Source organism: Microbacterium shimangi (assembly GCF_043556445.1).
GTDB lineage: Bacteria > Actinomycetota > Actinomycetes > Actinomycetales > Microbacteriaceae > Microbacterium.
In genome coordinates this window covers 44,698-67,752 of the sequence record NZ_JBIGII010000004.1, presented here as the reverse complement: position 1 = coordinate 67,752, position 23,055 = coordinate 44,698, and the positions used below count along the sequence as shown (strand labels likewise).

Genomic DNA, 23,055 nt, shown 5'->3' with positions numbered 1-23,055 from the left:
CCGTGCCAGCACCGGTCCCGGCCGACCGCATCCTGGTCGACCTCCTCGGCTTCACCGGATCGCGCGGGGGCACCGAGACATACGCGCGCGAATTGCTCGTCCGTCTCCCCGCGCTCCTCCCCGACGCGACGTTCGCTGCGCTGACCGGACGCGTCGGCGCCGAGCGTGTGCGCGGATTCTTCCCGGGCGCCGTGCATGCCCTCCCGTGGGTGAGAGACGACGCGGTGAGCTGGGCGGTCGGAGCAGTCGCCGGCACCGAGCTCTTCGCTCGGCGTAACGGCGCCGACCTGGTGTGGGCTCCCGCCAACTTCGGACCGGTCTTCCGCGGGACGCCCCGAGTGGTGACCGTCCACGATGCCATCTACGACGAGGTGCGCGGCAGTGTCGGGGAGCGGGTGATGCGCGCCGCGACGTCGACCCTCATGCGTCGCTCAGCCACGACCGCCGACCGCGTGATCACCGTCTCGCGGTCCGCCGCGACCGCGATCCGCACCCATCTCGGGGTGGCCCCCGACCGGATCTCCGTCGTGCACAACGGAAGCCGCGACCCCCGACCGCAGCCCGATCCGCGGGCGACCGTCGCTCGGCTGCGGCTGCCGGCGAACCGCCCGATCCTCCTCAGCACGGGCAACCGCATGCCGCACAAGAACTTCGAGGGGTTGCTCGCCGCGATCGCCGAAATACCTCGCGACCGCCGACCGGTGGCCGTCATCGCCGGGGGGCGCGAGGGCGACCCTCTGCGCGCGACGGTCGATCGGCTCGGCCTGGAAGACGACGTGATCCTCCCGGGCTGGGTCTCCGACGAGGAGCTCGAGGCGTTGTACCAGGTGGCGGACCTGTATGTGTGCCCCTCGCTGGCGGAGGGTTTCGGTCTGCCCGTCGTCGACGCGATGCGCCGAGAGGTACCCGTCCTCGCCCACGACATCCCGGTCCTCCGCGAGGTCGGCGGCGACGCCGCGCGTTACTCCGACGCACGCTCACCCCGCACCTTCGCCGCCGCGATCGTCGCCGCGTTGCAGACGGCTCCGGGCGAAGCACAGCGACGCGAAGCGGCGGACTGGGCGGCGCGCTTCACGTGGGACGCTGCCGCGCAGGGTACGGCCGCGGTGCTCACCGAGATCATTCGTTCGCGGAGAAACACCCCGTGAGCGACCCGACTCCGCTGTGGAAGCGGCTTCTCGGATTCGGACTGCTGCCCGCGCTCGCCGCGGTCTCACCGCTTCTCGTGCTGCCCGTCGTCTCGCGTACCGCCGGGGCCGAGGGATGGGCGAGCGCCATCGCCGGCGAAGCCGTCGGAACGTTCGCCGCCATCGCCATCGCGTACGGATGGACGACCGTAGGCCCCGCCCTCGTGTCGATCGCCGGATCGGACGAGCGGCGCGGACGGCTCTACCGAGACGCGCTCCTCGTCCGCTTGCTCACCGCCGCGGTTGCGCTGCCGGCGATGGCGATCATCTGCGCATTCGTGGCTGCACCCGGCTTCGAGTGGCTCTCGATCCTCATGGGGCTCCAGGGCGCGCTCATCGCCATGTCGTTCACCTGGTTCGCGGTCGGTGTCGCCGACCCTCGGTCGATCATCTTCTACGACGCCATTCCGCGCCTCGCTGTCGCCGCGCTCGCCGCTCTGGCGATCGCCGCCACCGGCATCGTCGAGCTCTACCCACTGGCCGGTATCGCCGTCACCATCGTCGGCACCGGGGTGTACTCGGCACGGCTGCTTCGTCGCTACCCCACCGCGTGGCCGCCATTGCGAGAAGTGCCGGGACTGTTCCGCATCGGAGCGCCCGTCGCCCTGAACGACGCTGCACTCGGCGCGTACTCCGCCTTCCCGACCCCCCTCGTCACCGTCACGTCGTCCGGCATCGCCGCCGCCGGATTCGCTTCCGGTGACAAGATGCTCAAGCTCGGCCAGTTCCTGCCCTTGACACTCGCGAACGCCCTGCAGAGCTGGACCGCCGAGGCGCGGGGCGCCGATCGGCGACGTCGACTCCGGCTCGCTCTCCTCGCCCACGGACTCTCCGGCGTCGCCGGATGGATCGTCCTCGCCGCCGTCGGCCCCTGGGCGAGCTTCGTCCTCTTCGGCTCAGAGGCTGCAACCACCACTGCCGTGCTCGTCCCGCTCGGCGCCGCGTTCGCGATGTACTCCGTGCGCACGTCGATGACCCGCCACGTGCTGTTCCCCGCCGGAGAATCCCGGGCGGTCATGTGGGCGACCCTCGCCGCGACGCTCACCGGCGTCCCCGCGATGATCGCGCTGTCGATCCCGTTCGGCCCGGTCGGCGTCGCTCTCGGTTACGCCCTCACCGAAACCGTGGCGACCGTCATGCTCGTTCGTCGGACCGCTCGGTCGCTGAAGGCGCTCGAAGCGGAGGTCGTTTCGTGAGGCCCCCGCTGCTCTTCGCCGTCTCCACGCTCGGTCGTCTGCCACCGCTCGAGCGGTTGCTCGGTTCCCTCGACGGGCAACTCGGCCCGGAGGACCGCATCGCCATCGTCGCCCAGGATCACCTCGATGAGGTGCGCGCACTCTCCGAACGTTTTCGCTCCGTCTTCGGTGACCGGCTCCGGGTCGACGCCTCGGCCCGAGGTGCTTCTCGCGGCCGAAACGCAGCGGTCGCCCTTCACGCTGACCTCCCCGACGACGCGCTCGTCATGTTCCCGAACGACACCACGTGGTATCCGCCGGGATCGGTGGATGCCATTGCCTCAGGGGTCGGAGATGCCCCGGCCGGCGCGGTCCACGTCATGACGGACATCGGTCCGCGGTTCGTTCTTCCGCCCGAGCGAACCGCCCTCGATACCCGCACGGTGTGGCGGGTGATCGAGATGAGTCTGGTCTTGCGCCTGGGCCTGTTCCGCGCGGTCGGCGGGTTCGACGAAGATATCGGCACGGGCGCGTCCACACCCTGGCAGGCCGGTGAGGTCACCGATCTCCTTCTCCGCGTGCTCGGGGGGCGACCGGAGCTCGCGCTCTCCTTTGCCTGGATCCACGATCCGTCCGCCCATGTGGGGGGCGTCGAAGAGACGTCGGGCCTCACCCGGGCCGAACGGACGCGCAAACTCCGTGCCTACGGACGCGGTATCGGCCACGTGTACCGCTCGCACCCTTTCCCGGTGTGGCAACGGTGGGGCTTCGTCGCCGCGGGCGCTTTGATCGGTGTGCGGCGCGGAGGCGAGTATGCGGTGCGCGACGGCCTCACGGCATTCGCCGGCCGATGGGAGGGCGTCACCGGGCGCGTGCGCGGGAATGCCCCAACGGCGGTCCGCCGCTGACCGGATCAGCACCGACGAAAGCGAATCCTCGCTGTCCGATCGGCACTCGGGGCATCCGTATACTCCAGTGGTGCTCTCGAGATTCGCTGCCGCTCTCCAGCGCGTTCGTGCCGCACTGCGTGCAGCCCGCAGCATCCGGGTCGTTCGCCCTCTCATCGAGACTGCCGACCGAATCTGGTGGGCGCGCACCATCCTCCGAGCCGATGTCGTAGACCCCGACCTCATTGCCGCCGCCGGATACTCTTCCCCTCGATCGGCGGTGCGCGCGTATGTGCGGGGCGGATTCCGGAAGGGCATGTCCCTCAACCCCCTGCTGATGGAGAAGCTCGTCGCCTCCCAGCTGTCGGATGTCGGGCGCGTCCCCGCGTTGTACGCCTACCTCGTCAACAACCGCCAGCGCGTTCGGACGAGCGTCAACTGGGATGCGACGGCCTACGCGGAGACGCATCCGGAGTCACTCGACGATCCGGCCGGCCCGCTGGGGCACCAATGGCGTTCCGCACGCGCGACCGGTGAGATCGTCCTCGGGGTGAACGAGGCACGCACTGTTCCGTGGTCCGCAGTGCTGGCGGCGGCAACACGCACGCCTCGGTCCGCAGATACGGTCCCCACCCTCTCGACGGAGAGAAAGCGCGTGATCATCTGCGAAGTCGGCGAAGACGAACCCGATCTGGCATTCACCCTCGATATGGTGATCGGTCTCGCGGAGGACGGCGACACGGATGTCATCCTCGCCCTCGAGACGACCTCCCGAGACGATCTGGCCGCGTGCCACCTCCTCGCCCTCTGGCTGCCGCACACGATTACGCTGCGCGGTTTCTCCGAACTGCGGAGCCTCCTCCCGCCGAGACCAGACGGAGTGGTGCTGGTTCGCGCGCCACGGGCCGAGCTCTCCGCCGATGACGCTCGCGGGTTGTTGACGGAAGGCGTCAGGGGTGCAGTCGGGCCGCTGTGGCTGGATACGGACGGCACGGTCGCCTCCGCGGGACTGATCGTCCGAAACGGTCGGTATCGCCACCTGTTCGAAGGTCATCCCCCCGAGGACGCACGTGCCGCCGGCGCTCTGCTGGAGGTAGCGGGTCTCGCGGCCGGCTCCTACGCGCTCCCCCTCGACGGTCGACCGGCTGCTCGACAGGCCCGGACGCTCACCTCTTCGCTCGTGAGGACGGTTCGCTCGCCCGCGCCTGCCGGCTTCGTCGATGCTCCTGACACGGAGCTGACTCCGTACCTCCGACGGGCGGGTTTCGTGGCGGACACGAGGACGAGCGGCGCTCCACGGCTGCAGCGACTTCAGCGAACGCACACCCTCGCCGACGGCACCGTGGTTCCCGTCCTGCGGTGGGCGGTGAAGATCGCCGCACCCCCCGGTCGCTTCGGTGAGTACTGGGGCGATACCCACTTCGCCCGCGGAATTGCCGAGGCATTGCGGCGGCTCGGGCAAGAAGTGGTCATCGACGCGTACGCCGCACGGCGGCGCAGCACCTCCTATCTCGACGACGTCGTCCTCGCCCTGCGCGGTCCCGAACCCCTCGAGGCGCAGACCGGCGCACACTCGCTTCTGTGGATCATCAGCCACCCGGACGAGATCACCGCGAAGGATCTGGACGGCTTCGCCTCGGTCTTCGCCGCCTCGACTCCGTGGGCCGCGCTCGCCACCGAGAGGTTCGGGGTACCGGTTCACGCGTTGCTGCAGTGCACCGACGGGGGGCGGTTCCGCCCGTCGGGACTCCCGCGAACGAAGGAGCGGGTCTTCGTGGGCACCGCCCGTGGAATATCGCGCCCATCCGTGGTGGAGCCCCTGCGCGCCGGCATCCCCGTCAGCGTGTACGGCCCCGACTGGACGGGATGGATTCCGGCGCAAGCGGTGGTTGCGCGAAGCGTGCCCAACGACCGGTTGTCCGCGATGTACGAGAGCGCCGATGCCGTTCTGAACGACCACTGGCCGGCGATGCAGCGGGCAGGGTTCATCTCGAACCGCCTCTTCGACGTCGTGGCCGCCGGGGGGCGCGCCATCAGCGATCGCGTCGTCGGGATGGAGGAGATATTCCGAGGTTCCGTCCGCGAATACGAGAGCATCCCCGAACTCCTGGAGATCCTCCGAAGCGACCTCGACTCGGTGTTCCCCTCACAGGATGCGTTGACACGGATCGGAGACCGGATCCGACAGGATCATTCTTTCGACGCACGCGCGCGCACGCTTCTCGATGCGGCGCTGAAGGGCCGGTGAGGGCTTCGTCGCCCCTCCGCGACTCACGCCTCCGCCGACACGGTTTAGACGATCGCAGGCCGTACGATCGGAGTGAGTGACTGAAGGAAGACCCGGTCGATCATCGCCCGGGCACGATTCACAGATCGGAACGCGCCGAGGACCTCTCGCCAGTGGTGTGCGGGTCGGGTGCACTCGGTACGACATCCGCTCACATCGTGTCCGTCCACTCGACAGATGGCACCACGCGTCCCCGTGAACGGCGGTCATCGACGTATCGAGTTAGTCTGAGTTGTTTTTCGAACGGAAGTGAGCACGGATGGTCTTCGAGAATGACGTCGTTGTAGTCGGAGGCGGTGGTCACGTCGGATTGCCCCTCGCCATCGCACTCGCGAGTCGCGGGAAGCGCACCGTTGTGTACGACACGTCGGAGCGCGCGGTCGACAGCATCCGTAGCGCCCGCATGCCGTTCATCGAGCCGGGTGCAGACACCATGCTCTCTGATGTCGTCGCATCCGGGATGCTCACCGCATCGACCGATCCTGCCGTCGTCGCTACCGCGGAGAATGTCGTCGTCGTCATCGGCACGCCTGTCGATGAGCATCTCAATCCCGATCCGAATGCGATTCCGCGCGCTCTCGGGACGTGCGCTCCGTTCTTCCGCGATGGCCAGCTGATCGCACTGCGCAGCACGATCTACCCGGGGGTGACCGCGCTCGTGCGCGACATGCTCGCGGACCGCGGGATCTCGGTGGACATCGCCTTCTGCCCCGAACGCATCGCCGAGCACCGCGCGATGACCGAGTTGTTCGAACTCCCCCAGATCGTCTCCGGGTACGACGAGAGGTCCATCGCCCGTGCCGGCGCACTCTTCGGGGCGTTGACGGATTCGATCGTGGAGCTCTCGCCGGAGGAGGCTGAGCTCGCCAAGCTGTTCACCAACACCTGGCGCTACATCAAGTTCGCAGCGGTGAACCAGTTCTACATGATGGCCAACTCCAAGGGGCTCGATTTCGAGCGGATCCGCGCGGGCCTGACCCACGACTATCCTCGCGCGCAGGACATGCCCGGCCCCGGCTTCGCCGCTGGTCCGTGCCTGTTCAAGGACACGATGCAGCTCGCTGCATTCAGCGACAACACCTTCCAGCTCGGCCATTCGGCCATGCTCGTGAACGAGGGACTGCCGCTTTACGTCACCAGCCAGCTGGAACGCAGCCACGACCTGTCGAAGATGACGGTCGGCATCCTCGGGATGGCATTCAAGGCGGGCTCGGACGACATCCGCTCGAGCCTGTCCTACAAGCTGCAGCGCGTTCTGCGGTTCAAGGCGAAAGAGGTCCTGGCCACCGACCCGTACGTCCCCGAGAGCGTCGACCCGTCGCTGCTGCCCCTCGAAGACGTCATCGCCCGCAGCGACCTGCTGATCATCGCCACGCCGCACGTCGACTACCGCGGACTCACGACGGACAAGCCCGTTGCCGATGTCTGGAACCTGTTGGGCAATGGAGTGCTGATTTGAGCGACGCGACCCCGCGCGTGTCCATCGTCGTTCCCGCCTACAACGAGGGCGACGACATTCTTCCCTTCCTCGCCAAGGTGGTGACGACGGTGAAGCACGACTTCGAACTTCTCGTCGTCGTCGACACCCCCGACGACTCCACCGTCGCCGCGGTCGAGACCGTCGCGCGCGAGGACCCCCGGATCCGCACTGTCGTCAACACGCACGGCCGGGGGCCCGCCCAGGCGATCCGATACGGCTTCGATGTCGCCCGAGCCAGGACCGTTGTGGTCACCATGGCCGACGGGAGCGACGACCCGCGCCAGATCGACCCTTTGACCGAGCTCGTCGAGCGCGGTGTCGTGGTCGCCGCCGGGAGCCGTTACATGGCCGGGGGACAGCAGATCGGCGGTGAGCGGTTCAAGCGGGCGCTCTCGCGGCTCGCCGGGCAGTCGCTGCACCTGTTCGCCGGCATCGGCACGAGAGATGCCACGAACTCCTTCAAGGCCTACAACGCCGACTTCGTGCGCACCGTCACGATCCAGTCGCGCGCAGGATTCGAGATCGGCCTGGAACTCACGGCGAAGGCGCGACGCGCGCGTCTCCCCGTTGCCGAGCTCCCCACCATCTGGCTCGATCGCACCGAGGGCGAGTCCAACTTCCAGCTCCGGAAGTGGATTCCCCAGTACCTCCGCTGGTACTTTTTCGCGTTCGGCAAGCCACTACCCATCACAGACATCGAAGCCGCTGCAGGCGCGAAGGGAAGCAAGTAATGGAAAAGGTCCTCGTCACCGGGTCCGCGGGATTCATCGGTGGTTACGTCGTGGAGGAGTTGCTCCGCAAGGGATACCAGGTCGTCGGAGTCGACAACTACTCCAAGTACGGACCTGTCAAGAAGTCGTACGACGACAACCCGAACTATGAGTTGGTCGTCGCAGACGTTCTCGACACGAAGCGCATGACCGAGTTGCTCATGGACTGCGATCACTTCATCGCCGGCGCCGCCCTCATCGGCGGGATCTCGTACTTCCACACGTACCAGTACGACCTGCTCGCGGCGAACGAGCGCATCATCGCCTCGTCCTGCGACGCCGCGATCGCCGTCAAGAAGGCCGGGGGGAAGCTCAAGAAGGTGACGTACATGTCGTCTTCCATGGTCTTCGAGTCGACCGACCGCTGGCCGTCGAAGGAGGGCGACGAGCTGATCGTTCCGCCTCCGCTGTCCTCCTACGGGTTCCAGAAGCTCGCAGTCGAGTACTTCGCGCGAGCTGCGAAGGGCCAGTACGACGTCGACTTCACGATCCTGCGCCCGTTCAACTGCGTCGGCATCGGCGAGTCTCGCGCCCTCGGCGATGTGGAGATCCACTCCGGGAACGTCCAGCTGGCGATGAGCCACGTGGTGCCCGACCTCGTGCAGAAGGTGCTCAAAGGGCAGGATCCTCTCCACATCCTCGGTGAGGGCAACCAGGTGCGTCACTACACCTACGGTGGCGACCTCGCCCGCGGGATCGTCCTCACCCTCGATCACCCCGACGCCCTGAACAACGACTTCAACATCTCGACCCCTACCGGGCACACCGTGGTCGAGCTCGCAGAGATCATCTGGAGCAAGATCAAGGGCCCCGATGTGCCCCTGAATCTGGTGCGCGACCCGGCGTTCGAGTACGACGTCCAGAAGCGCGTGCCCGATGTCACGAAAGCGAAGGACGTTCTCGGGTTCGAGGCGAACACCACGCTCGAGGACATGCTCGACGAAGTCATCCCGTGGATCCAGAACGCCGTCGCCGAGGGCACGATCTGACACACATGAGCACTCTTGTCGCGGCTTCCGAGAACAGGCGCCGGCTGTCGGCGCTTCTTGACGGAAGCGGCGTCCCCGCCGCCGTGCACTACGTGTCGTTGGTGGTGGCCTTCATCGTCATCGCTTTCCTCGCGCGGAACCAGTGGTTCTTCTTCGACGAGTGGTCGTTCCTGAGTGATGCGAACGGTGAACTCTGGAGCGGTCACGCCGGCCACTGGAGCACGGTGGCAGTCCTGGTGTGGATGCTGATCAGGTCGGTCTTCGGAATCGGTTCTTACTTCCCCTTCGTCCTCCTGGCCGTGGCGACCCACGTGGTCGTCATGCACCTCCTGTGGCGACTGATGCGCAGGATTGGCGTCGATCCCTGGGTGGCGACCTCCGTCGCCGGCTTGGGTCTGCTCCTGGGCGCCGCTTCCGAGAACCTGCTGTGGGCGTTTCAATACGGGTACATGGGCGCAGTCGGATTCGCGCTCGGGGCCGTACTCCTCGCCCGTCGAGGCCCGCTATCCCTCCCGCGCGCGGTCGGCATCGCCGTGCTTCTCACCATCGGGGCTGCAACCTCCGGCACGGCACTGCCTTTCTTCCTCACGGTGGCCGTCGTTCTGTGGCGCCTGCACGGATTCCCGAAAGCAGCAATGGTCATGGCGGGGCCGGTGGCCGTGTACCTCGGGTGGTACTTGCTCATAGCGGGCGAGAATCCGAACGACTATCTCCGCGCGACGGGCGTCGACATCTTGTTGACGCCCGAGTTCATGGGCGCGATGTTCGTTGAGAGTCTGGGGCGCATCATCCCCCTCCCTTATGCGGGAATCGCCGTGGTGGCGGTGCTCGCGGTCTTCATCGCGGTCTCGCTGCGGAAGCGGTTGACCGACGAGATGCTGATCGGTGTCGCGATGGCGGGCGCGGGGATCGTCTTCGCCGCGCTCACGGCCTATTCCCGTTGGGGAACGACCGTGGCGACGGCGGATTCGGGTCGCTACGTCTATATGGTGTTCGTCACCCTCGCGCCCATCATCGCCGTGGGTCTCACCCGCATATCCACCAGCATCCCTTCGCGAGCGTTCATCGTGTCGATACTGGTCGTCCTCGCGGTGTACAACACCGGACAGCTTGTGACCGCCGCACGGGAAGAGGCGGGTCGCGAGAGTTTCGTACGGCAGGCGATGTCGGCCGGGGTGGATCTCGCCCGCATGAACCCTGACGCGGTGGACCTGGCAGCCACCCCCGATTCGCTCTACTTCCCCTTCAGCCTGCGGCTCGCGGTGGATCTCGCGGACGATGGGCTCGATCTGGGCGAGTACTCCCACCGCGCGTGGCTGACCGCCCTGGCAGGAGTCGGACTGACTGTCGATGACGACGCCGCGCCCCTACCGAACTGCGTTGCCGCGTCGCCGGGAACGCTCGTCCCCGCGGACGCCGTGATAACGACGAATTCGGACACGACCGTCGGCATGGCCGCCATCGCGGACGGCGAGTACGGTCAACCGCGCGACCTGAGGTTGACGCCGGGAACGCACTCGGTCGCCACTTTCGACCGCACGCCCATCGTCATCACTTCGACCTCGAGCCCTGCCCAGGTCTGCTCCGACGGAGAGGAGTGAAGATGAAGCGGCCCGACGTCTCCGACACGTTCGCCTTTCTGACCCGCAACCTGCGTCGTGGTGCGATATTCCTGGCCATCGGCGGCGTGGGCTTCATCGTCGATGCCGTGGTCTACAACCTTCTCGTCTTCGCCGACGGGCGCGGCCCGCTTTACGACGCGCCCCTCGTCGCGAAGACCCTCGCCGTGATCGCGGGGCTCGTCGTCACCTACGCCGGCAACAAGGTGCTGACCTACCGCGATCGCCCCGCCGCCTTCAGCGTCGCCCAGGTCGCGCGGTACGCCGTGGTCAACGTCGCTGCAATCGGTTTGCAACTCGCTTGCCTCGCGTTCTCACGGTACGTCCTCGGATTCGACACGGTGCTCGCCGACAATATCGCCGGGACATTCATCGGCCAGGCGCTGGCGACCGGTCTGCGTTACGTCATGTACACGTTGTGGGTCTTCCCTCATTCGCCGGGACCCGACCCGATCACCGTCCTCGAGACGCACCTTCCCGACGAGATGCCGCACACCGGCTGACATCACCGTGTCGACCCGCGTGCTCCTCGGTGTCTCCCGCGGAGGTCACGCACCCCTCCACGACCGTCACGGCGCCGGACGGGACGCGCTCAGCGATCTGTTCGCGTGAGTTTCGCCCGCAGCGACTCGGACAGAGCGCCCACCGCACCACGGAACCCACGGGCTTCCGTCAGCGCGCCTTGCAGCATCTCGGCGTCGGTTCGGACGAGGTCGATCACCTGCGCCAGCTGGATCCGATCGCGATTGCCGGCCTCGATACGACCCTCTAGCACCAGTGCCTCGGCCTGCAGCGCCGCCACCTGCGCCTGGAGCGCCTCGACTGTGGGGAGGTCCAAGCTGGTCAGCTCCGCCTCCAGCTCCTCCGCTCGCGCCAGAGCACGACGAAGTTCTGCGCTCAAAGGGCCACTGGGAAGCGCCGCCGCCTTTCCCATCGCCACCTTCCGGCCGCGGATGATCGGCCATTCGTGGAACGGCGAATCGTAGTTGTCGATCTCGATCGACCGGTATCGGGCTCCGCCGTGCAGGAGTGCCACCATCAGGGAGAGTTGGTCGCGGCGGGAATATCGCAGCACGTGGTCGAACCACAATCTCATCGCCGCGTCCACCGCCTCCGATTTCCGGCGCACGATCATTCCGCCCCAGTGCGGACGGGCCGCGAGCACATCGGGGTACGCCAGCGAATAGTCGACGAGCTGTTCGTGGACGCGCGCCTTGTCGTCGTAATTGAGCCGAACGACTTCGTCGAACTCTTCGGCGACCGACTTCCGGAAGCTGTGAGCGGCAAAAGCCATGTCCACGTCTTCGTCGAGCCAGTCCTGGACGATTTCTTCCGGAGTGCGGCGGAGCACGACCGTCGCGTCGACGCAGAGTGTCACGTCGTACTCGGCGAGAGCTTCGTGGCCGAGGATCTTGTACACCCGCGAACTGCGGTGCAGATCCTGCGGAAACCGGGGCTCGACCAGAACGGTTCGCCAGCCATCGGCGGCGAGTTGATCGTCGTCCGTGAAGCAGATGAAGTCGGCCGAGCTGTCGTCGGAGGTCGGCTGCGGCAGAAGCGCATCGTATCCGCCCAGTAAGACCGTGTACACGCAGATCCTCGGCGTGGACGATTCGGGATCAACCGCAGAAGCAATGGAGGGCACCCGTCCACAATAGTGAGGGGCGAGCTGCGGGTAGGCTGATTGGCGGAAGTAGAGGTGTCATGCAAGCGCTTGTGACCGGTGCAGCCGGGTTTATCGGGAGTACGCTTTCCGAGCGTCTGGTAGCGGAGGGAGCGACCGTTGTCGGTGTCGACAACCTGTCCGACTACTACTCGACGGCGACCAAACGTGACAATCTCGCGCAGATCGACTCCGATCGCTTCTCCTTCGTCCACGCGGATCTCAACGAGATCGATCTGGAGCCGCTTGTCGCGGAGGCCGATGTCGTCTTCCACATCGCCGGCCAGCCAGGCGTACGCGGTTCGTGGGGCGAAGGCTTCTCGGAGTACGTCTCGGCGAACATCAGCGCTACTCAACGCCTGCTCGAGGCCACCAGCCGGACAGACTCCCGCCCGAAGTTCGTCTACGCCTCGTCCTCCTCGATCTACGGAGACGCGGAAGCGTATCCGACTCACGAACTCACGCTTCCGCGCCCCCGCAGCCCGTATGGGGTGACCAAGCTCGCGGGTGAGCAGCTGTGCCGCTTGTATGCGGCAACCTCGGGCCTCTCCACCGTCAGTCTCCGGTTCTTCACCGTCTACGGCCCGCGCCAACGTCCCGATATGGCATTCACCCGGTTCCTCACGGCGGCGCTCACCGGCACGCAGATCGATGTGTACGGCACCGGAGAACAGGTCCGTGACTTCACGTATGTAGACGACATCGTCGACGCCGTCAGTCGCGCTGCCACCGTCGATGTGGCTCCAGGATCGGTCTACAACGTATCCGGTGGCGGCAGCCATTCCGTCAACGAGGTCCTCGACATCATCGAAGAGCTCACCGGGCGTGAATTGAACGTGCGACGCCAGGGCAGTGCCGCGGGAGACGTGGCGCGCACCAGCGCCGAGACCACCGCTATCCGTCGGGATTTCTCGTGGACGCCGCGGACGGATCTCCGCGCAGGCCTGCAGAGCCAGCTCGAGTGGGTCCGCGGGGTGCTGGCGAGGGCCTGAGCCGCTCCGCTCAGCCGTGGGATGCGGTGATGGACGGGTCCGCGAAAATCGTGCCGGTCTGGCGGAACTCCAGCGGGACGAAGAACGTTGCCCCCTGCCACGCGACGTCGAATCGCTCGCCGCTCGCATCGGCCATCTCGAAGTTCACGAAGTACTGTCCCCCGGCGATGTGGAAGTCGGGCACGGTGTACCGGATCACGGCTTGCCCGACGGGCGTCGGTCCGTGCGGAATCTCGAGGCGTCTGGTCCCGGTTCCGAAGACGACCTGCCCCTGTGGAGTGTCGATGCTCATGCTCGAGTGCCAACGGTCGACCATGCTGGGGAAGTTCGCCCGGACCTCTACGAAGAGGTCGTCTCCGGGGCGGATATCCGTCCCGTCGACGCTGGATGAGGAGCTGACGGTCACCGCCTCGATCACGGGCATCGGAGTCACGGGCTCATCGGCCACCGCGGTGGCCTCCATCGTTTCCTTACGGCGTCCTTCCAGGATCTCCCGATGCACCCGCGTCGCGTCGGCGGCCGAGCCGATGAACGCGATCTCACCGCTGCTGAGGACGACTCCCTGATCGCAGATCTCCATGACCTGATCTGCGGAGTGGGATACCAGGACGATCGTGCGGCCCTCGCGTTGGAACTGGTGGATCTTGTCCATGCACTTGCGCTGGAAGGCTTCGTCGCCGACTGCGAGGACCTCGTCGACCAGGAGCAGGTCGGGATCGGTGTGCACCGCGACGGCGAAGGCCAACCGCACGTACATCCCGGAGGAATAGAACTTGACCTGGGTGTCGATGAACTCCGCGATTTCGGAGAACGCGACGATGCTCTCGAATCGCTCGTCCGTCTCGGTCTTGCTCAGGCCGAGCAGGGCGGCATTGAGGTAGACGTTGTCGCGGCCGGACAGATCGGGGTGGAAGCCGGCGCCGAGCTCGAGCAGAGCCGCCATACGACCTCGTCGCCTGACGTCGCCTGACGTCGGATCGATGATGCCGCCGATGATCTTCAGCAGCGTGCTCTTGCCAGACCCGTTCGGCCCCATGAGGCCGACCGTCGAACCCGCAGGAATGGTGAGTGAAACGTCCTTCAGAGATTGGAAGGCTTCGCGATGCGTTCGGCCTCGACGCCCGAGAGTGACCACCCGCTCCTTGAGCGAGTTGTCCTTTCGGATGACGAATTCTTTCGAGACGTTCTCTATGACGACGATGTCGGGACCGTCGATGGGGCCACGCTCGGTGTTCGATCTCATGTCACAGCTCCTGAGCGAAGTTGCCCTGCAGACGCGCGAAGACGCGTTGGAAAACCCAGATGAGAACCACTCCGATCAGGATCGCCACGACCATCCGGACAGCGAGCCCCTCGGGGTAGTCCGCGGGAGTCCCGTCGATCCAGAACGCTTTGTGGAATCCGAGGACCGCGAGTGTCACCGGATTGTTCGTGTACACCTGCAGAAGCCACGCGGGGAAGGAGAACTGGGTGAAGACGGAGTTGACCATCGTCCAGCCATAGACGATCGGGGACGCCCACATCGCCAGCATCAGCAACACCTGCGTCAGGTACTGCACATCGCGCAGGTACACGTTAAGCGCCGAGAGCAGGAGACCCAACGCCGTGCCGTAGACGACGACGATCATGAGCGACGGGATGAAGTAGAAGATCGACCAGGTGAACGGGGCCGCGCCGAGGATGATGCACGCCAAGACGAGCACACCGAGTTGCACGGCGAAGGTGAACAACGCGGACCCCACCGTCGCCAGCGGGAAGATCTCCCTCGGTACGTACACCTTCTTGACCAGCCCGGCATTGGCCACGATCGATGCAGTCGAACCGGACAACGTTTCCGAGAACAACCCGTAGATCGTCAGGCCGGAGAAGATGTAGATCGCGAAGTTGTCGATGCCCCTGGCGGCTCCGAGGAACTGACCCATGACGATGTAGTACACCGTCAACTGGACGATGGGATTGATGAGCGTCCAGAGGAGGCCGAGGACGCTGTCCTTGTAACGAGCTTTGATGTCGCGACGGATCAGCAGGCCGAGAAGTTGGCGGCGAGAGGCGATGGACTGGAGCGAGTACCAGAATCCGCGGAATCCACCCTGCCGGGATGCGACGGGCATCAATGGTTCGACGCGAAGTCGATCGAACCGCTCGAGAGCGCTGTCGGTCACTAATGCTCTCTTCTCCGTCAGCCAGGCGCAACAGCGGCCAACTATACCGTGACCGGTCCTGCGTTCTTCCTGTGTCCGTGACGACACCGGACACCCGAGCGCTGAAGTCGAGCCGGGCTACAATCGGCGCTGACCCGCATCGCCGCCTTCCGAGGCGCAATTGCGCGGATTTCAGCCCAGACACCCGCCCAGGAGATCTCAGTGCCCGAACATGTCCTCATCACCGGCGGCGCGGGATTCATCGGAACACGGCTCGCCGCACGGTTCGCCCGGGAGGGTCACACCGTTTCGGTGCTCGACGCACTTTCCCCGCAGGTCCACGGCGTGGGCGCCACCCCGTCGTCGCCTCTTCTGCAGCCGCTGAAGAAGACCGCGACGGTGCATCACGGCAGCGTCACCTCCACCGACGACGTGCGTCGGGCGCTGAGCGGCGTGACTCTCGTCGTCCACCTCGCGGCGGAGACCGGGACGGGACAGTCGATGTACGAGATCGACCGCTACGTCAACGCCAATGTCGGTGGCACCGCGAAGATCCTCGACCTGCTCGCCAACGAGAAGCACTCGGTGCGCCGCATCGTGGTGGCTTCGTCGCGCTCGATCTACGGGGAGGGCGCATACGAAACGGCGGATGGGCAGGTCGTCTACCCGCCGCACCGCTCCGACACGGATATGTCCGGCGGTGACTTCGACGTTCACATGCCCGGGTTCGGCCCCCTCACGATGATCCCGACCGATGAGGACGCCACGCTCCACCCCTCCTCCGTGTACGGGATCACGAAGCAGATGCAGGAGTCGCTCATCATGACGGTCTCCCCCACCATCGGGATCGAGCCCGTGTCCTTGCGCTACCAGAACGTCTATGGTCCGGGACAATCCCTCAAGAACCCGTACACCGGGATCCTGTCGATCTTCTCCACCCTCATCCGTCAGGGGAAGGAGATCAACATCTTCGAGGACGGTCTCGAGAGCCGCGACTTCGTGTACATCGACGACGTGGTGGAAGCCACGTACATCGCCGCGACGCATGCCCGCGCCGCCGGTGGCGTGTTCAACGTCGGGTCGGGCGTCGCCACCACGGTGAATGAAGTGGTCCGCGAGCTGTGCACCGCGTTCGGCACCGACGTGCCGACGCGGGTCACGGGCAACTACCGCCTCGGCGACATCCGGCACAACGTCGCGGACACGCGTCGCCTGCGGGACATCCTCGGTTACACACCGCAGGTCGCGTTCGCAGACGGCGTCGGCCGTTTTGTCGAGTGGGTCCAGTCCGAACCTCTCGAGAGCGACAGCTACGAGCGGTCGCTCGACGAGATGGCGACTCGGAACCTTCTCAAATGACGGGGTTCTTTCGCGCTTCGCCCTACCCGTACCGCAACAACAGCCTGAACCTGTTCAGGCTCGTCCTCGCGGGGCTCGTTCTGCTGACGCACGCGTTCTTCTTCGCAGGACGCCCGGAAAACCCCGGGTTCAACGGCGAGAACATCGGTGGATGGGCGGTTGCGGGATTCTTCGTCCTCAGCGGGTTCCTCATCACCCGGAGTCGATTCCGGACGTCGGCGGGCGCATTCCTCGTGCACCGGATCGCGCGCATCTTCCCGGCCTTCCTCATCTGCGTCACCGTCACGGCGTTCGTCTTCGCTCCGCTGGCTCTTCTTCTGCAGCAGGGAGATCTGTCGGGATTCTTCACGACCCCGGTGACCCCGTTCCAGTACGTGTGGGGCAACGCGACCCTGTACGTGCACGAATCTTCGGTCGGCGTGACACTCGCCAACGTGCCCTACCCGAATGCCTGGAACGGTTCGATCTGGACGCTCTTCTTCGAGTTCGTCTGCTACGCCGTCACCTGGGTCCTCGGCGCGTTCGCGATCTATCGGAGGTCGATGCTGCTCGTCGGCGCGGTGTGGGCGGGGAGCGTTGCGCTGCGCGCGTTGACGGGTACGGGAACAAACGCCGGTCTGGACGGGGATTTCCTGCAGCTCAGCCGGCTCTTCCCCTTCTTCGCCGGTGGCGCACTCATCTACCTCGTTGTCGTCCGGTGGGGAGTGATCAAGGCCGTCGGCGCCGCCTGCCTGCCCATTGCGGGAGCGTTGATGGCTTTCGTCCCCGTGATCGGCGGACAGCTCGCGGCACCCTTCCTCGCGTATGGATTGCTCTTCCTCTCGACCGTGATTCCGCAACCGCGCTGGGTCGCCCGCAACGACGTCTCCTACGGGTTCTATATCTACGCCTGGCCCATCCAGCAGCTCACGGTGGTCGCGGGCGGGCTCGCGTGGGGCTTCGTCGGCTACGTCGCCGTGACGATCGTGCTGACATTCGTCGTGGCTTGGGCGAGTTGGGTACTCATCGAGCGGCCCATCATGACTCGCGCGCGCAGGGAGAGCACCGCACCCGTCGACTCCCCCGGTATCCGTACCTGACCCTCGGCGTGGCTCGCCGCGGTAGCGGCTCCGCGCGCCGGGGCACCCATCGGCGACGTGGCAGGATAGGTCGTTGTGAAAGGTATTATTCTCGCCGGTGGCTCCGGAACCCGCCTGCACCCGATCACGTTGGGTGTCTCCAAGCAGCTGATCCCGGTGTACGACAAGCCGATGGTCTACTACCCGCTGTCGACGTTGATGTTGGCCGGGGTTCGAGACATCCTCATCATCACCACACCCCACGATGCGCCGTTCTTCGAACGACTTCTCGGGGATGGGTCGCAGTTCGGGGTCCAGCTCACCTTCGCGGTCCAGCCATCGCCGGACGGACTCGCACAGGCGTTCACCATCGGGGCTGATTTCATCGGTTCCGACAAGGTCGCTCTGGTCCTCGGGGACAACCTGTTGTACGGCCCGGGTCTCGGCACGCAGCTCAAGCGCTACGCCGACGTCGACGGAGGCGCGATCTTCGCTTATTGGGTCGCCGAGCCGGCAGCGTACGGAGTGGTCGAATTCGACGACGGCGGACTCGCCGTGTCCCTCGAAGAGAAGCCAACCCAGCCGAAGAGCAACTACGCCGTGCCGGGCTTGTACTTCTACGACAACGACGTCGTCGAGATCGCCCGGGGCCTGGCGCCGTCTCCGCGCGGCGAGTACGAGATCACGGACGTGAACCGTGCCTACTTGGAGGCCGGGAAGCTGAAGGTCGAGGTGTTGCCCCGCGGGACGGCGTGGCTGGACACCGGGACGTTCGACCAGATGACCGATGCTGCAGAATACGTCCGCACCATGGAACGACGCACCGGACTTCGGATCGGTGTTCCGGAAGAGGTCGCCTGGCGTCAGGGCTTTCTCTCCGACAGCGATCTGCGTGACCACGCGGCCCGGCTCGCGAAGTCCGGGTACGGGAAGTACCTGCTCGAGATCCTCGAGAGGGGGCGCTGATGTCGAAACTGCTCGTCACCGGCGGCGCCGGCTTCATCGGTTCGAACTTCGTCCACCACATCGTCGATCACACCGACCATCACGTCACCGTGCTGGACAAGCTCACGTATGCGGGCAACCGCGCCTCGTTGGCGGGGCTACCCGATGACCGCGTGGAGTTCGTCCGCGGGGACATCACCGACGCCCCACTCGTCGATGAGCTGTTCGCGCGAGCGGATGCGGTCGTTCATTACGCCGCCGAGTCGCACAATGACAACAGTCTGAACGACCCTCGCCCGTTCCTGGACACGAACATCATCGGCACCTACACGTTGTTGGAAGCGGCACGCAAGTACGATCGGCGGCTTCACCACATCTCGACCGATGAGGTCTACGGTGACCTCGAATTGGACGATCCGGCGCGGTTCACCGAGTCCACGCCGTATAACCCGTCCTCCCCCTACAGCTCCACCAAGGCGGGCAGTGATCTCCTCGTTCGCGCCTGGGTGCGCTCGTTCGGGGTGCGGGCGACGATCTCGAACTGCTCGAACAACTACGGTCCGTACCAACACGTCGAGAAGTTCATCCCGCGGCAGATCACGAACGTCCTTCGTGGCGTGCGCCCCAAACTCTATGGCTCAGGCGAGAACGTCCGAGATTGGATCCACGCGGACGACCACTCCTCCGCCGTCCTGACCATTCTCGAAAAGGGGCGGATCGGTGAGACGTATCTCATCGGTGCGGACGGCGAAAAAGACAACAAGACGGTCGTCGAACTGATCCTCTCCCTCATGGGACAAGACCGCGACGCCTACGACCACGTGACAGACCGTGCGGGGCACGATCTGCGCTACGCGATCGACTCGAGCAAGCTCCGCGACGAGCTCGGCTGGGTGCCGCAGTTCCAGGACTTCACTTCGGGCCTCGCCGCCACCATCGACTGGTACCGGGCCAACGAACCCTGGTGGGCGCCGGCCAAGGACGGCGTCGAAGCGTTCTACGCGACGAAGGGACAGTAGAAGTGACGATCGAGTTCGGCAAGTCTCTCACTGCGCACGAAACCACCATTCCCGGCCTCACCGTGTGGGATCTGCCCGTCCACGGCGACTCCCGCGGGTGGTTCAAAGAGAACTGGCAGCGGGAGAAGATGATCGCGGCCGGATTGCCCGACCTCGGACCGGTGCAGAACAACATCTCGTTCAACGATGCCGTCGGAACGACCCGTGGCATCCACGCGGAGCCTTGGGACAAGTTCATCTCCCTCGCCACCGGAAGGATCTTCGGTGCGTGGGTCGACCTGCGGGAGGGACCGACCTTCGGCGCGGTCTTCACGGCCGAGCTCGATCCTTCCAAGGCGATCTTCGTGCCCCGAGGTGTCGGAAATTCGTATCAGACCCTCGAGCCGAACACCGCTTACACCTATCTCGTCAACGACCACTGGTCGCCGGAGGCGAGCTACACCTTTTTGAACCTGGGCGACGCGGCGAGCGCCATCGCGTGGCCGATCCCTCTCGATCGAGCCGAACTGTCGGACAAAGACCGGGCCCACCCCCAGCTCGCCGAGGTGATTCCGTTCGCTCGGTGATCTCTGACGAGCCGCTCAGAGCGGACGGCTCGCCATCAGGTCGGCGATCTCGTCGGCTACGCCCCACACGGACGGTGAGTCGTACGGGCGGTCGGGGAACGCCCCGTACTCGAGGGTGATCGGCAGTTCATTCTCCGCGATGAAACCCTCGACGCGACTCGCCAAGCTCACCGGCACTCCGGAGCTGCAATTGATGACGCCGACGACCCCCTCCGCGAGCGCCACCGTCGCGATCTGCGCGGCGAGATCGTCGACGTGGATGAAGTCGTACTCGTTCTTGCCCGTCGTGAACGGCATCGACGGTTTGCCCGCTTCAACGGCTTCGAGCAGGCGAGTGAAGATGGAGTTGTTGCTGCGGTCGTCGCCGTAGATGTAGTAGCACCGCAGCCAGGTGAATTCGACCTTGGGCGCGACATGGAGGAGCAGCGAGCGCCGCAGGGCGTCTTTCGCGACGCCGTAGAGGGAACGCGGATTCGTGGGCGTCTCCGCGGTGATGCCCCCCTCGTAGTAACCGATCTCGTGCATGGTGCCCAGCACGGCCACCCGCGGTACCCCGGCCTCCGCGACTGCGCTGACGAGGTTGAAGTGCGCGGAGAGATGACGCATGTGCGAGGGGGCGTTGTGCGAGAACCCGTCCTCCCACGCGAGATGAATGAAAGCCGCCGTTCGCGTGTCCACGATCGCCGCGACGTCGAACCCCGGTGACAGGATATCTGCTTCGACGACTCGCGCTCGTGCGTCTACGCCCTCCGCCCGCCCCGGACGAACGACGGCGACGACGTCGCGACCCGCGTCCAGGAGAGCGGATACGACGTGACGGCCGATGTATCCCCGGGCCCCGGTGACGACGACCGATCCTTGCTCACTCATGACGATCTCCTGATGCCTGCGTTGACGCTGTCGTGGAGCAGAGAGCGCGGCGGGGGAACCCGTCGCTCACAGTGCCTCTATGTCTTGGGCCGCCTGCGCAGGGTCCACGACGGGAACCCTCCGGCCACGGGGTCGCGCAATATGACGCACCGTTCGGAAGGCGCCTCGGGCCGGACCGTAGACACGGTAGAGCGAAGGGATCCATGCCGGGCGATGCAGCCTCAAGTAGGCCTTTATGAAACCGAGGAGTCCACCCTCCAAGAACGACCCCGCCCTGTCCAGCAAGGCGACCTGCTCCGTGGTGTATCCCGGTAGCGTGCGCGTCACCCGGTCGAGCTTGTACTCGAGGGAGGTATGGCTGATGGCGGCGTATCGCGCGGTCGCCGTCGTTCGGGTGTGGAAACCCAGCTCGCCTGCGGCGTAGGTAGGAAGCCGTTCCAGGACGTGGGAAAGATCACCGTCGGCGTTGGAAGCCGGCGCGGGGAAGTCGCGGTAGCGCCAATCCTCTTGAGTGATCAAGCGCAGCGCCGCGGGGCGGAATGCGAACATTCCTCCGAACGGGGCGAGCGGTGAGGGATCGTCGAACGGCACCTTGATTCCGAGCTTCCGGCTCATCTCAGCCGCGGGACCCCAGTTCGTGAACCACGCCCGCCCGAGCGTGGGGAAACCGGTGTGAATAGTCGGCGGGAAAACGACGCCGAGACCCGGTTCCCGCTGGAACAGGCCGATGAGGTTGGCGGCGAACCCCGGGGTGTTCAGCAAGTTCATCATCTGGTGACGCCGGAAGAACTCGCCCTTGTTGTAGCCGTCCTGCACGGTCTTCTTGGTGTGCAGTTTGAAGACGACGTCGTACTCGTCGGAGGTGATGACGTCGCGACAACCGACGAAGAACGCGCCCATGTCGCGGCCCCGGTTCGACGGCGTCACGCGGATCTCGGTCTTCCCGTGGGACGGACCGCGGACTTCCGCGACGATCGCTTCGATCTCGGCTGCGCGTTCGTCGTCGGTGGTCGTGATGTAGAGGTCGACCTCGCCGGGGATATGGGAGACGTACTGGAGCATTTCGCGAGTGAGCTCGGTGTAGAAGACGTGAAGTGCCACCGCGATCCGCAGCGGCTTGGCCGAGTCGTATCCCACCTCGACATCGGGGAGGATCTCCAGCATCGCCGCGTTGACGTTCAATACCTTCGGCTGCGAACTCTTGCTGAGATTCTGCCAGATCATCTCCACCGGATACCCGGCTCGTTCGGCCGCCTCGACGTAGCGTCGGGGAACGACCGCGTGAAGATCCATGAAGAGCGGGTCGTGGAAGAACGGGCGACGCTTCAGGATCGGCGCGCCCGCATCGATGAGTGCCTCGCCGTCGAACAGCGACGGATTCTCCGTCGAGAAGTCGCTCTCTGGGTACGCGACGGCGAACCCGAATCCCCGCGTGGCGAAGTGATGAGTGAAGACCGCTTCGTGAGAGAGGATCGAGTCGTTGTACGACCGGATGGCGGGCATCTCGGCCCAGTAGTTCCGCCAACTGTCACTCTCGAACATCCGACGGCGCACGGCGATCCAGTGCGACTGGATGTGCCGATGCAGAACGCCCTCGCCCGTGAACGGGTTGGGGACAACACGGCCGTGATCCGTCAAGCCCCAGAAATCCACCTGCTCCGCGTCCATGCGCTCGAAGAGCTCGTCGAACGGGTGGATGGGACCGAACCAGGTGTAGTTGGACAGGACGAGCTCGTCGTACTCGGCGAGCTTCTCCTCACCGAAGTGGGCGAGCGCCGCCTTGTATCCTTCGACATCGAATCCGACGTTCTCGCGCTCCCACACGGTGTCGGCGACCGCTTCGAGACGCGAGCGCCCGTCCGGTGTGACACGCCCGTTCACGACGACGAAGATGTGTTCCGCGAAGGACCGAAGTCGTTCGAGCTTGTAGATGACGTAATCGTCTACCGCGCCTCGCGCATCCCACAGCAGGTAGAACAGAACGCGCTTGCCGCCTGCGGGAAAGGTAGTCGGGACCGCAACTTCGCTCACTCGTCCATGCTTTCTCG

The 23,055-nt window shown here is 65.6% G+C and carries 19 protein-coding genes and 1 pseudogene; 15 read left to right on the top strand and 5 right to left on the bottom strand.

Annotation, left to right across the window (positions count from 1 at the left end):
- Positions 1 to 2 precede the first annotated feature (2 nt).
- From ACFXQA_RS07215 to ACFXQA_RS07175, 9 genes are all read left to right on the top strand, one after another.
- Complete coding sequence (locus ACFXQA_RS07215) at positions 3 to 1,148, top strand: glycosyltransferase family 4 protein (protein WP_394519145.1); 1,146 nt, start codon at positions 3 to 5, stop codon at positions 1,146 to 1,148.
- Positions 1,145 to 2,383, top strand: a complete 1,239-nt coding sequence (locus tag ACFXQA_RS07210; protein ID WP_394519144.1) for a lipopolysaccharide biosynthesis protein — start codon at positions 1,145 to 1,147, stop codon at positions 2,381 to 2,383. The genes ACFXQA_RS07215 and ACFXQA_RS07210 overlap by 4 nt, the downstream gene beginning before the upstream one ends.
- A complete protein-coding gene (locus tag ACFXQA_RS07205) occupies positions 2,380 to 3,270 on the top strand; it encodes a glycosyltransferase family 2 protein (protein WP_394519143.1) in 891 nt (296 codons plus the stop codon). Before ACFXQA_RS07210 ends, ACFXQA_RS07205 begins: the two co-directional genes overlap by 4 nt.
- 70 nt (positions 3,271 to 3,340) lie before the next feature.
- On the top strand, positions 3,341 to 5,497 hold the full coding sequence (locus ACFXQA_RS07200) for a glycosyltransferase family protein (RefSeq protein ID WP_394519142.1): 2,157 nt from the start codon (positions 3,341 to 3,343) through the stop codon (positions 5,495 to 5,497).
- Positions 5,498 to 5,795: 298 nt separating this feature from the next.
- Positions 5,796 to 6,995 carry a nucleotide sugar dehydrogenase gene (locus ACFXQA_RS07195; RefSeq protein WP_394519141.1) on the top strand — a complete coding sequence of 400 codons (1,200 nt, stop codon included), beginning with the start codon at positions 5,796 to 5,798 and terminating at the stop codon, positions 6,993 to 6,995.
- On the top strand, positions 6,992 to 7,747 hold the full coding sequence (locus tag ACFXQA_RS07190; protein ID WP_394519140.1) for a glycosyltransferase: 756 nt from the start codon (positions 6,992 to 6,994) through the stop codon (positions 7,745 to 7,747). Before ACFXQA_RS07195 ends, ACFXQA_RS07190 begins: the two co-directional genes overlap by 4 nt.
- Positions 7,747 to 8,775 carry an NAD-dependent epimerase/dehydratase family protein gene (locus tag ACFXQA_RS07185; protein WP_394519139.1) on the top strand — a complete coding sequence of 343 codons (1,029 nt, stop codon included), beginning with the start codon at positions 7,747 to 7,749 and terminating at the stop codon, positions 8,773 to 8,775. Before ACFXQA_RS07190 ends, ACFXQA_RS07185 begins: the two co-directional genes overlap by 1 nt.
- A 5-nt stretch (positions 8,776 to 8,780) precedes the next feature.
- On the top strand, positions 8,781 to 10,376 hold the full coding sequence (locus ACFXQA_RS07180; RefSeq protein ID WP_394519138.1) for a hypothetical protein: 1,596 nt from the start codon (positions 8,781 to 8,783) through the stop codon (positions 10,374 to 10,376).
- A 2-nt stretch (positions 10,377 to 10,378) separates the two neighbouring features.
- Complete coding sequence (locus tag ACFXQA_RS07175; protein WP_394519137.1) at positions 10,379 to 10,897, top strand: GtrA family protein; 519 nt, start codon at positions 10,379 to 10,381, stop codon at positions 10,895 to 10,897.
- An 89-nt stretch (positions 10,898 to 10,986) separates the two neighbouring features.
- Here ACFXQA_RS07175 and ACFXQA_RS07170 read toward each other — a convergent pair whose 3' ends face one another.
- Positions 10,987 to 11,985: a glycosyltransferase domain-containing protein gene (locus ACFXQA_RS07170; protein WP_394519136.1), complete on the bottom strand. Its 999-nt coding sequence runs from the start codon at positions 11,983 to 11,985 to the stop codon at positions 10,987 to 10,989.
- A 113-nt stretch (positions 11,986 to 12,098) separates the two neighbouring features.
- Here ACFXQA_RS07170 and ACFXQA_RS07165 point away from each other — a divergent pair, with 113 nt between their 5' ends.
- A complete protein-coding gene (locus ACFXQA_RS07165; protein WP_394519135.1) occupies positions 12,099 to 13,049 on the top strand; it encodes an NAD-dependent epimerase/dehydratase family protein in 951 nt (316 codons plus the stop codon).
- A 10-nt stretch (positions 13,050 to 13,059) separates the two neighbouring features.
- On the opposite strand, the gene ACFXQA_RS07160 is transcribed toward ACFXQA_RS07165, so the two are convergent.
- Both ACFXQA_RS07160 and ACFXQA_RS07155 read right to left on the bottom strand, forming a co-directional pair.
- Positions 13,060 to 14,292: an ABC transporter ATP-binding protein gene (locus tag ACFXQA_RS07160; RefSeq protein ID WP_394519134.1), complete on the bottom strand. Its 1,233-nt coding sequence runs from the start codon at positions 14,290 to 14,292 to the stop codon at positions 13,060 to 13,062.
- Position 14,293: 1 nt separating this feature from the next.
- Positions 14,294 to 15,211, bottom strand: coding sequence for an ABC transporter permease (locus tag ACFXQA_RS07155; RefSeq protein WP_394519133.1), 918 nt, complete (start codon positions 15,209 to 15,211; stop codon positions 14,294 to 14,296).
- 201 nt (positions 15,212 to 15,412) lie between these two features.
- Between ACFXQA_RS07155 and ACFXQA_RS07150 the strand changes: the two genes are divergently transcribed.
- The 5 genes and pseudogenes from ACFXQA_RS07150 to ACFXQA_RS07130 form a co-directional block, all read left to right on the top strand.
- On the top strand, positions 15,413 to 16,549 hold the full coding sequence (locus ACFXQA_RS07150; RefSeq protein ID WP_394519132.1) for an NAD-dependent epimerase/dehydratase family protein: 1,137 nt from the start codon (positions 15,413 to 15,415) through the stop codon (positions 16,547 to 16,549).
- Positions 16,546 to 17,628 carry an acyltransferase family protein gene (locus ACFXQA_RS07145; protein WP_394519131.1) on the top strand — a complete coding sequence of 361 codons (1,083 nt, stop codon included), beginning with the start codon at positions 16,546 to 16,548 and terminating at the stop codon, positions 17,626 to 17,628. The genes ACFXQA_RS07150 and ACFXQA_RS07145 overlap by 4 nt, the downstream gene beginning before the upstream one ends.
- Positions 17,629 to 17,703: 75 nt before the next feature.
- Positions 17,704 to 18,573 carry a glucose-1-phosphate thymidylyltransferase RfbA gene (rfbA, locus tag ACFXQA_RS07140; protein ID WP_394519130.1) on the top strand — a complete coding sequence of 290 codons (870 nt, stop codon included), beginning with the start codon at positions 17,704 to 17,706 and terminating at the stop codon, positions 18,571 to 18,573.
- Entirely contained in the window at positions 18,573 to 19,571 is a 999-nt protein-coding gene (gene rfbB, locus ACFXQA_RS07135) for a dTDP-glucose 4,6-dehydratase (RefSeq protein ID WP_394519129.1), read from the top strand. The genes rfbA and rfbB overlap by 1 nt, the downstream gene beginning before the upstream one ends.
- A gap of 2 nt (positions 19,572 to 19,573) precedes the next feature.
- Positions 19,574 to 20,125: pseudogene (locus tag ACFXQA_RS07130) on the top strand (dTDP-4-dehydrorhamnose 3,5-epimerase family protein); the annotation flags it as partial.
- A 27-nt stretch (positions 20,126 to 20,152) separates the two neighbouring features.
- Here the strand turns inward: ACFXQA_RS07130 and ACFXQA_RS07125 are convergent.
- Both ACFXQA_RS07125 and ACFXQA_RS07120 read right to left on the bottom strand, forming a co-directional pair.
- Positions 20,153 to 21,007 (bottom strand): NAD-dependent epimerase/dehydratase family protein, encoded by an 855-nt coding sequence (locus tag ACFXQA_RS07125; protein ID WP_394519128.1) that lies wholly within the window; start codon positions 21,005 to 21,007, stop codon positions 20,153 to 20,155.
- Between the two features lie 66 nt (positions 21,008 to 21,073).
- Positions 21,074 to 23,038: a rhamnan synthesis F family protein gene (locus ACFXQA_RS07120; RefSeq protein WP_394519127.1), complete on the bottom strand. Its 1,965-nt coding sequence runs from the start codon at positions 23,036 to 23,038 to the stop codon at positions 21,074 to 21,076.
- Positions 23,039 to 23,055: the final 17 nt, after the last annotated feature.

Excerpts from the sequence above, each read along its gene's own strand:
- ACFXQA_RS07185 (WP_394519139.1), top strand. The coding sequence starts at position 7,747 with ATGGAAAAGGTCCTCGTCACCGGGTCCGCGGGATTCATCGGTGGTTAC.
- ACFXQA_RS07165 (WP_394519135.1), top strand. The coding sequence starts at position 12,099 with ATGCAAGCGCTTGTGACCGGTGCAGCCGGGTTTATCGGGAGTACGCTT.
- ACFXQA_RS07195 (WP_394519141.1), top strand. The coding sequence starts at position 5,796 with ATGGTCTTCGAGAATGACGTCGTTGTAGTCGGAGGCGGTGGTCACGTC.
- ACFXQA_RS07125 (WP_394519128.1), bottom strand. The coding sequence starts at position 21,007 with ATGAGTGAGCAAGGATCGGTCGTCGTCACCGGGGCCCGGGGATACATC.
- ACFXQA_RS07175 (WP_394519137.1), top strand. The coding sequence starts at position 10,379 with ATGAAGCGGCCCGACGTCTCCGACACGTTCGCCTTTCTGACCCGCAAC.
- ACFXQA_RS07145 (WP_394519131.1), top strand. The coding sequence starts at position 16,546 with ATGACGGGGTTCTTTCGCGCTTCGCCCTACCCGTACCGCAACAACAGC.
- ACFXQA_RS07180 (WP_394519138.1), top strand. The coding sequence starts at position 8,781 with ATGAGCACTCTTGTCGCGGCTTCCGAGAACAGGCGCCGGCTGTCGGCG.
- rfbB (WP_394519129.1), top strand. The coding sequence starts at position 18,573 with ATGTCGAAACTGCTCGTCACCGGCGGCGCCGGCTTCATCGGTTCGAAC.
- ACFXQA_RS07160 (WP_394519134.1), bottom strand. The coding sequence starts at position 14,292 with ATGAGATCGAACACCGAGCGTGGCCCCATCGACGGTCCCGACATCGTC.